The organism is Clostridioides sp. ZZV15-6597, from assembly GCF_020657815.1.
Classification (GTDB): domain Bacteria; phylum Bacillota; class Clostridia; order Peptostreptococcales; family Peptostreptococcaceae; genus Clostridioides.
This window is the reverse complement of sequence record NZ_JAGWCT010000140.1, coordinates 1-8,733: the sequence shown is the minus strand read 5'-3', so window position 1 is coordinate 8,733 and position 8,733 is coordinate 1. Positions and strand designations below refer to the sequence as shown.

Annotated in this window: 7 protein-coding genes; 6 read left to right on the top strand and 1 reads right to left on the bottom strand. The window is 27.4% G+C overall.

The window, feature by feature from the left end; translation table 11 throughout:
- Together KGF52_RS19200 and KGF52_RS19195 are read left to right on the top strand one after the other, a co-directional pair.
- A partial coding sequence (locus KGF52_RS19200; RefSeq protein WP_285894678.1) for a helicase C-terminal domain-containing protein occupies positions 1-1,415 on the top strand: 1,415 nt, incomplete at its 5' end.
- 17 nt (positions 1,416-1,432) lie between these two features.
- Positions 1,433-2,032 carry a ribonuclease H family protein gene (locus KGF52_RS19195; RefSeq protein ID WP_227841288.1) on the top strand — a complete coding sequence of 200 codons (600 nt, stop codon included), beginning with the start codon at positions 1,433-1,435 and terminating at the stop codon, positions 2,030-2,032.
- A 181-nt stretch (positions 2,033-2,213) separates the two neighbouring features.
- On the opposite strand, the gene KGF52_RS19190 is transcribed toward KGF52_RS19195, so the two are convergent.
- The gene (locus KGF52_RS19190) at positions 2,214-4,337 is read right to left on the bottom strand and encodes a peroxiredoxin (protein WP_227841287.1); all 2,124 of its coding nucleotides are present in this window, start codon (positions 4,335-4,337) and stop codon (positions 2,214-2,216) included.
- 264 nt (positions 4,338-4,601) lie between these two features.
- On the opposite strand from KGF52_RS19190, the gene KGF52_RS19185 reads away from it, so the two are divergent.
- From KGF52_RS19185 to KGF52_RS19170, 4 genes are all read left to right on the top strand, one after another.
- Positions 4,602-4,850, top strand: coding sequence for a hypothetical protein (locus KGF52_RS19185; protein WP_255612780.1), 249 nt, complete (start codon positions 4,602-4,604; stop codon positions 4,848-4,850).
- Between the two features lie 164 nt (positions 4,851-5,014).
- The gene (locus KGF52_RS19180; protein ID WP_227841286.1) at positions 5,015-6,406 is read left to right on the top strand and encodes a UbiD family decarboxylase; all 1,392 of its coding nucleotides are present in this window, start codon (positions 5,015-5,017) and stop codon (positions 6,404-6,406) included.
- A 123-nt stretch (positions 6,407-6,529) separates the two neighbouring features.
- Complete coding sequence (locus KGF52_RS19175) at positions 6,530-7,999, top strand: VanW family protein (RefSeq protein WP_227827301.1); 1,470 nt, start codon at positions 6,530-6,532, stop codon at positions 7,997-7,999.
- Positions 8,000-8,063: 64 nt separating this feature from the next.
- On the top strand, positions 8,064-8,660 hold the full coding sequence (locus tag KGF52_RS19170) for a GAF domain-containing protein (protein ID WP_227841285.1): 597 nt from the start codon (positions 8,064-8,066) through the stop codon (positions 8,658-8,660).
- Positions 8,661-8,733 lie beyond the last annotated feature (73 nt).

Genomic DNA, 8,733 nt, shown 5'->3' with positions numbered 1-8,733 from the left:
GTAACTGTAGTGAATATAATAATGTAAGCAATTATAACCTAAGATGGGAATTAAATTTACAAATAGATGAAATTGCAGGAAAAATAAAAAAAGATGATATAGATACTGAAGTTAGCTATAGATTATATAGTGAAAAGATAAAACTAAGTTGTGAAAAAATAATAAAAAATTTAGTTTCAATAATAATTGTAATTTATAGGAATATTGATGATGATAGTATAGATAAAGAAGCAGATATATATAAGTTTGGAAAAGCAAAGACAAGAGATTTAGAGGATATAAAAATTGTTTTTGAAATTTTCTTGGAATATGATGAGAATGATGACTATGCAAGAATAGTTGAAATTGAAAAGAATTATAATGATTTTGAATTTAGAGTAGTTCCATTAAAAATAGCAGATTTGTTTGAAGAAAATATTTTATCTCAGTTAGAGAAAGGAATATTTTTATCAGCAACCTTAAGTTTATCTGAAAATATGTCTTATTTTAAAAATACATTGGGAATAGATAGGGTTAAGAATATAGAAAAAATTATAGAACCAATTTTTGATTATAAGAATATGGTTTCTGTAGTCGCATTTTCTGATATTTGTGAGTATAAGAATACTGAATTTCCAAATGAGATAAGTAAAATTATATCGAATATATCACGAATTACAGAAGGGCATACATTAGCTCTGTTTAATAGTAAAAATAGACAAGAAAAAACTTATGAGATATTAAAAAAATATTTGCATGGTTTAAATTTAGAAATTTATGCTAATAAAAAAGGCGTTAGACATCTTAATGATTTAAATAGAAAGTGTGTAGTACTTGGTTCAAAAGGCTGTTTTGAAGGAGTTGATATTCCAGGCGATGGTTTGGTATGTGTAACTTTGGACAAACTTCCTAATTTAAACCCTAAAGACCCTTTGTATTATACTATAATGAAGAAGTATAATATAGATTATTATAGTATAAATTATCCGCAGATGACTATAAAAGTAAAGCAAGCTATGGGAAGACTTTTAAGAAGTAAATATGATTATGGATGCTTTGTGATTTTTGATATTGGCACTAATATAAGCACATTAAAAAGGCTAGAGCAAGATTTGCATGGTTGTAAAATTTTAAAAATGAATAGTAATGACTTCTATACTTATGCAAAACAACACTTAAATAAATCTAGAAGCCTAATACTAAAATCTGTTATATTTGATACTATAAAAGCATTACAGGTCAATACTAAAATAGATAATGATGACGTTGATAAAAATGCTATAAAAAAAGATATCAATGAAAATATAAGGCAAAGAGCTGTAAAAGGAGAGGTATATCATATAGATATTGAAAATAAAGATATGAAAGTAAAATATTTCGATAAAAATTATTTGATAAATCTAGATGTATTTATGAGAGAAAAACATAAAAACTAATGGTGGGAGTGATATATTTGGCAAAACAAAAGTTTTATGCTGTGAAAAAGGGCAAAAAAATTGGAATATATGATACATGGGATGAGTGTAAAAAACAAGTAAATGGATTTTCAGGAGCTGAATACAAGAGTTTTGCTACATTACAGGAAGCAAAAGAATATGTTTATGGAGCAACAAAGCCAATATTTAAAGAAGATGAAGAATTTATAGAGGCATATGTTGATGGTAGTTATGAGCATTCAATAAAGATGTATGGTTCAGGTGTTGTAATTCTAAAGAGTAATGAAGTCATAAAAACTTATAGTAAAAAGGGAAAGGAGCAAACTCTAGTAGGTATGAGAAATGTGGCTGGTGAGATAGAAGCTTCTAAAATTGCAATGCAGTACTGTATTGATAATAATATTCAAAACCTGATTTTATATTTTGACTATGAAGGTATTGAAAAGTGGTGTACTGGAGTTTGGAAAACAAACAAAGAAGGAACTATAGCATATAAAAACTTTTATGATAGTATCAAAACTAAGTTAAATGTCAAATTTATGAAAGTTAAAGCTCATTCTGGAAATAAGTACAATGAAGAAGCTGATAAGTTAGCTAAAAAAGCTATTGGTATATAATTAGAAATTAGCATACCGTTAAAAAATTATTGACTTATAACCAAAAAAGCAGGATTGTATTATAATAAGATAAGTTTCTGATTTCAAAATAATTGATATTATCAATTAAGTAAAGCTCATTTAATATAATGCAATCTGCTTTTTTATATGGTAAAATTATAAAATTTTATATTATGTCTAATTAGAATTGACCATAAAGACCTTCAAGTTCTTCTTTTAACAATTCAGGGTCATTTATACCAATAGACATAGTTCTAGCTAATATATTTGCCTGGTCATAAGTTGATGTCCAAGAGAATACACCACCTAAACAGTTTCTAAGCACATATTGAGTTTTTAGGAATATGGATAATGAATCATCATATGACATTGCAAATTCTCCATCTTTAACTAAATATGGAACCTGAGCAACCCTATCAAATCTATATTCATATCCATTTTTATTTATATAGTCTCTTCTAAGTTCATCGTAAGTTCTTGTTATAGTAGCACCTAATCTTCCATAAAATGGTAGACCAAGAAGTATTTTTTCAGAAGGCATTCCAGCATTTTCAAGGTTTCTGACCATTGCATCAACACTATATCCTGGTAAGGATAAGTCTGAATCAAAAAGGTTTGCTTGATGTTTTCTACCATTTGGACCTGTTTCACCTGCTGTGAAATCATAACTCATAAGATTAAAATAATCTATTATTGGAGCTATTTTATCTATTTCAGCACTTGAGTTTATATATCCCATATCTCCTGTTCCAGCTACACTAAGCCATTTCTCATCTCCTATAACATCTCTTATAGCTGTTAGTAAAAGTGTGAAATTCTCTCTATCTTGAGGTCTTGATTTTATACCAGCTGCACTACTTCCAGGATATTCCCAGTCTATATCCACTCCATCTAAAGCATATTCATTTATCATTTGATTGACTTGTCTTGCAAAGTTATATCTAGATGTAGGAGTCAAAGCTGCATCGGAAAATCCCTCAGCTCCCCAACCACCAATAGCTACAATTACTTGTAAGCTAGGTTTTTCAGCTTTAAGTGCAAGTAATTGGTTTAAAAATCTAGGATAAGGAATAAATAAATTACCATATTGGTCTATTTCAGCAAATGCGAAAATAACTGCATCTAATAGCTGGGCATCTACATTAGTTGGATTACCAAGAACATATTCCATTACAATCGGATTTATATCTGGACAATTTATATTTTCAACTATTGGATTATATGGGTCATTTATTTGTGGTCTAACTAACTTTTTTGAGTCTTTTAATGTTTTCATAGCTATTTTTTTAAAATTTTTTTCACTTGTATAATCATAATTTTTGTAATTTTGTTTATAGAAATCTTCATAGCTACTATCTTCTTTATCGCATTTATCATAGCTATTATCCTCTTTACTACATTTATCATATTTGTATTTTATTTCATCGCAGGATTTATCTTTAAGTTTATCCTGTTTGGAGTTATGAATTTTGTTAGTATTTTTAGTATGTTTTTGTCCGCAATCACAACTATCTTTAACATCCTTACTGTATTCTTGTTTGTGGTCATGAGATTTGTTTATACACTTAACATTTTCTTGTTCGTAATCATTTTCAATATTTTTAGTATGTTCTTTTTTACAATTGTAAGTATCATCAATATTTTTAGTATATTCTTCATCTGTGTAATTATCTGGCACAAAGCATAGATACCAATCCATACATGAATACTTTTTATTACAACTATTTACTCTATTTTTTAACTCTTTATAGTTTTTAGGATATGGCAAAATAACAGGCATTCCAGGGAACCAGTTTGCAGGAGTAACTACATTATCTCTATCACTAGTTTGAAGAGCATCTACTATTCTAAGTATTTCTGGTATATTTCTGCCTGTAGTCAATGGATAATAAAGAATAGTTCTTAATATTTGATTATTATCTATAATAAAGACAGAACGGATAGTAGATGTATCACTCATTGGTTTTGATATCATGCCATATAATTTGGCAATTCTCATATCTCTATCTTCTATGATAGGGAATGGGATTTCTACACCTGTAAGTAAAAACATATTGTACATCCAAGCTAAATGAGAGCTATTGCTATCAACACTTAGGCCGATTAATTCTGTATTTCTTTTCTTAAATTCATCATAATATTTAGCAAAGCATAAAAATTCAGTAGTACAAACTGGTGTAAAATCACCAGGATGTGAAAATAAAACAACCCAATTACCTTTGTAATCAGACAGTCTAATAGGGCCATCTGTTGTATTGGCTTTAAAATCAGGAGCCTTGGATCCTAAACTTGGCAAATTTGGCATGTAAATCACCCCTCAATAAATTATCATTTATTTCATTCTATTAATTAGCACAGATTAGTGTTACTATTTTATTAAAATGAAGGAATACTAATGTCAAAAAAAGATATTTATTAAAAATATTTAATATTTTCGTAATATAAATGACAATAATAATTGCTATTTTTTTACTAATTTGGTATAGTAATGGATAAGGGGTAGTGTCAATATTAGTGATTATACGAGGTGATTGAATTGAAAAAAATTCTAAGAATTTTAGTTATCTCCATGATGATATGTTTTGCAATGACTTTTGCATTAGTATTAATAAATTCAGTTATGGGAGTACATGTAGGATTGGATTATTACTTTTTAATGGCGAGTGTGCTTACAGTATGCTTGACTACAGGAGTTGTTTTATGCAATGCTAGAAAAATATTTGCTAACAAAACTATACATACAACAAGAATGAAAAATGTCAGTGCTAATAAAAAACAAAAAAGTCATTCTAGGGATATAAAAAGAAAGATATCATAATTTATGTAAAGGAAATATTTATGTATAAAATAATGATTGGTAGGTAAAATAAAAACACGATTTAACTTGTGTTTTTATTTTTTTTCAGGAATTATGATATAATAACCAATAAGAAATTTAGTTTATCATAAATATAAATATTGCTAAATAGAGAGGGAACTATAATGAATTTTAGAGATTTATTTGAAAAAACTGTAGATTTTATTGATGAAAAAAGAAAATCTATAGTAGCAGTTTCATTATCAGCATTAGGCATACTTGTTTTAATCATAGTATTTTTCTTAAGTAGTAATGAATTTAGTGTAGGAAATGAAGCAAATGAGTTGTTAAAAATTGTAGAGAAAAGACAATACTCTATTGCTGTGGATTACTATGCAAGTGTAGATAAAAAATTTTCTGATTCAAAAATGGAAAGGTTTAATAAATCCGTTTCTAAAAAAATAAATAAATTATTATTAAATAGTGGTGACAAATATTTAGATGGAGATATAAGTCAAGAAAGTTTTATTGGACTAATAAATACAGTAAAATCATTAGATAAAATAAATATAAATGTAGATGATTTAATAACTCAAGCTGATAGAGTTGGAGAAATGTATAAAGAAGAAAATATTACTTACAATGTGGCAATTGCTTACATAAATACTATTTCAATTTTAAATGGTATAGGTGGGAACCTAGATGTATACAAGCAAAATGTAGAAACAATTAAAGAATCTAGAGATGTTTATGACTCTGCAATAAAAGACCAAAAAGTATATAAGTATTATGATGCTATTGAAAAATATAATAAAGTATTAAAAGAAGACGAAAAATATTACAATCTAGCTCAAAACGCTAAAAAACAATGTGTTGAAGAAATGTATGATTACTATATAAGTAAAGCAGAAGAAGCAAACACTTCTGGTGATTATGAGAAGGCATTACAGTATATAGACTATCTAAAAGAAGACTATTCAGACGATGAAAAGGTACAAAGTTTAGAGAAGAAGTATAAAAAGAATTTATCATTGTATACTTTAACATCTGATGACATTATAAATATAATCTCTAAAAAAAGTGGGAAAGAAAAGGCAAATCTATCTATAAACTCACTTACACAAATGGTAAAAAACGATAAATACTATTATGCTGAGGTATATGAGTACGATAAATTAATAAATGAAGTTTTAATAAGTGCAAAAACTAAAGATTTATATTCATATAAAGATGGTAAAAAAGATTATAAGGTAGATTATGGAGAAGGATATTTTAGAATATTAGAAGATGGAAGTTATCAATTTGGTATTACTAAAGATAAAGCTAAATTTGTGTTGACTAATACCCTTGATGAGAAAGAAAATAAATATAAAAAGGTTGATATATTGGATATAGAAAAAGCTGATAAATATGTGAAAAGTAAAAAAAGTTTAGAAGAATTATTTGGAAAACAAAAAAATATTTATTATTATGCTGTAGTAAACAAAGGATTATTTAGAGGAAAAGAAGTTTATGCTATCAACATATACAATGAAAAAATATATTCCATATCAGAAAAAGGATTAAGTGAATATTAGTTATTTATATCAATAATGTTAAATTATTATATAATTAAAAAGTTTTTGGTTTTTTAAGGCATATTATGTAGTAATATAATAGTAGGTGTATATAAATAATTTTATTGTAAGGAGAAGTAAGGGATGATTAATGTGAACAAAAAGCTAGTTATAGCTATTGGAGCTGTAGCATTATTATTAGTAATATTTGTAGGTATAATGTGCATGCAGTTCAAAGGGGAGAAAATAGCAAAAAACACATATGTTAATGGCATAAGTGTTGGAGGATTAACTAAATCGCAGGCTAAGCAGGAATTAGCTAAAAAATACAATTTAGATAATGTTGAATTTAACTACAACAATAGAAATTGGAAAGTTAAAAGTCAAGACTTAAATTTATCTGCTGATTTGGATAAAACTGTAGAAAATGCATATAATTTAAATAGAAAGAATGGTTTCTTTAGCAACTTATCAAAAACTATTTCAGCAAATTTTGGTAAAAAGAGTGATTTAGTAGTAGTAACAAATTATGATAAAAATAAATTAAAAGCAGAAATGGAAAAGATAGCTAAAGAAATAGATGTAGAGGTAAAAGATGCAACGATTGATATAAGTAGTGAAAAGGTAAAAGTTGTACCAGATTCTGATGGACTTAAAATGGATATTTCTAAGAGTATGAATAGTTTTGATAGTCAGGTTAAAAAAGGAAAGTATACAAATAAGTTAGTAGTAAAAGCTACTTCAGCAAAAATAAAAAAAGAGCAACTTGCTAATATAGACACAAATTTAGGTAAATATGCAACAACATTTAAAACTTCTCAGGTAAATAGAAGTATAAATATAAAATTAGCAACAGATAGTATAAGTAATATTTTACTTATGCCAGGAGAAACTTTTTCGTTTAATGAACATACAGGAAAAAGAAGCAAAGCAAATGGATATAAAAGTGCTCCTGTTATAGTAGAGGGAGAAATGGAAGATGATTATGGTGGAGGAGTTTGCCAAGTTTCATCGACACTATATAATTCTGTTTTATATGCAGGCTTAGAAATTACTAATGTAAAAAATCATACGATACCATCAAGTTATGTTCCAAAAGGAAGAGATGCTACTGTTGCAGACAGTGGAATAGATTTCCTATTTAAAAACAATCTTAAGCATCCAATTTACATAAAAAATTACGTTTCAGGAAATCAACTTGTTTGCAATATATATGGAAGTGCAGAGGATAAACAGAATATAACAATATCAACAAAATTAGATGGTGTCTCACAAACTACAATGAAGAGAGTCAATGATTCTTCAATGCCTAAAGGAAAAGAAAAAGTAGATAAGAGTGGAAGAAATGCATACTCTGTATCAACATATAGAACATTTAATGATGCAAATGGCAAGAAAATTAAAACTGAAAAAATAGCTAATTCATATTATCCTAAGAAGGAAGGTATTATATTAGTTGGAACTATGGAACCAAAACCAGAAGAAAAGCCAAAGACAGATGAAAATAAAGATAATCAAAATACAAATAACCAAAATACAGATAATAAACCAAAACCAGAAACACCACCAACTGATAATAAACCTAGTGAGACACAACCACAACCACAAGCTTAAAGTTCTCAAGAATAGGATTTATGTAGAGTATTAAAAAATATAAATCTAAATAGGAGGGATTACTTTGAATTTAAATAATATAACTAATTACGTTCAAAGTATTTGCGAGAATATTTCTAATGTGTTAGATGTAGATGTTACTTTAGTTACAAAAGATTTAACTAGGATAGCAGGAACAGGAATATTCAGAGGTAAAATAGGAGAAACAATATCAGAGAAATCTGTGTATTCTCTTGTTTTAAAAGATGGAAAATCCTATGTTATAAATAAGGAAATAGAAGAGAACTGCAATAAATGTGCAAATAGAGAAAACTGTAAAGAGTTAGCGGATATATGTACTCCTGTTAAAATGGGAGAACATATACTTGGAATCTTGGGTATAGCTGCATTCAATGAAGAGCAAAAAGAAAAGATACTTTCAAAAGATAAGGAGTTAACTGCTTTTGTAAGGAGTATGTCTGATTTAATATCTTTTAAATTGGATGAACTATACAAACAAGAGGTTAAGACTATGGATGACCTTGAAAGAGAAGCTATAGAAAATGCTATCAAAAAATATGGAAGTAATACAGAAGGAATGAAAAAAGTAGCAGAAGCATTGAATATAGGCATAGCTACACTTTATAGGAAAGTAAAAAAATTCAACATTAAAAGTTCGTAATATTGTAAAAAAGGTAACCTTTTCATAAAAAGAATGGGGTTACCTTTTTTATTATGAGAATAATGGTAAAAAA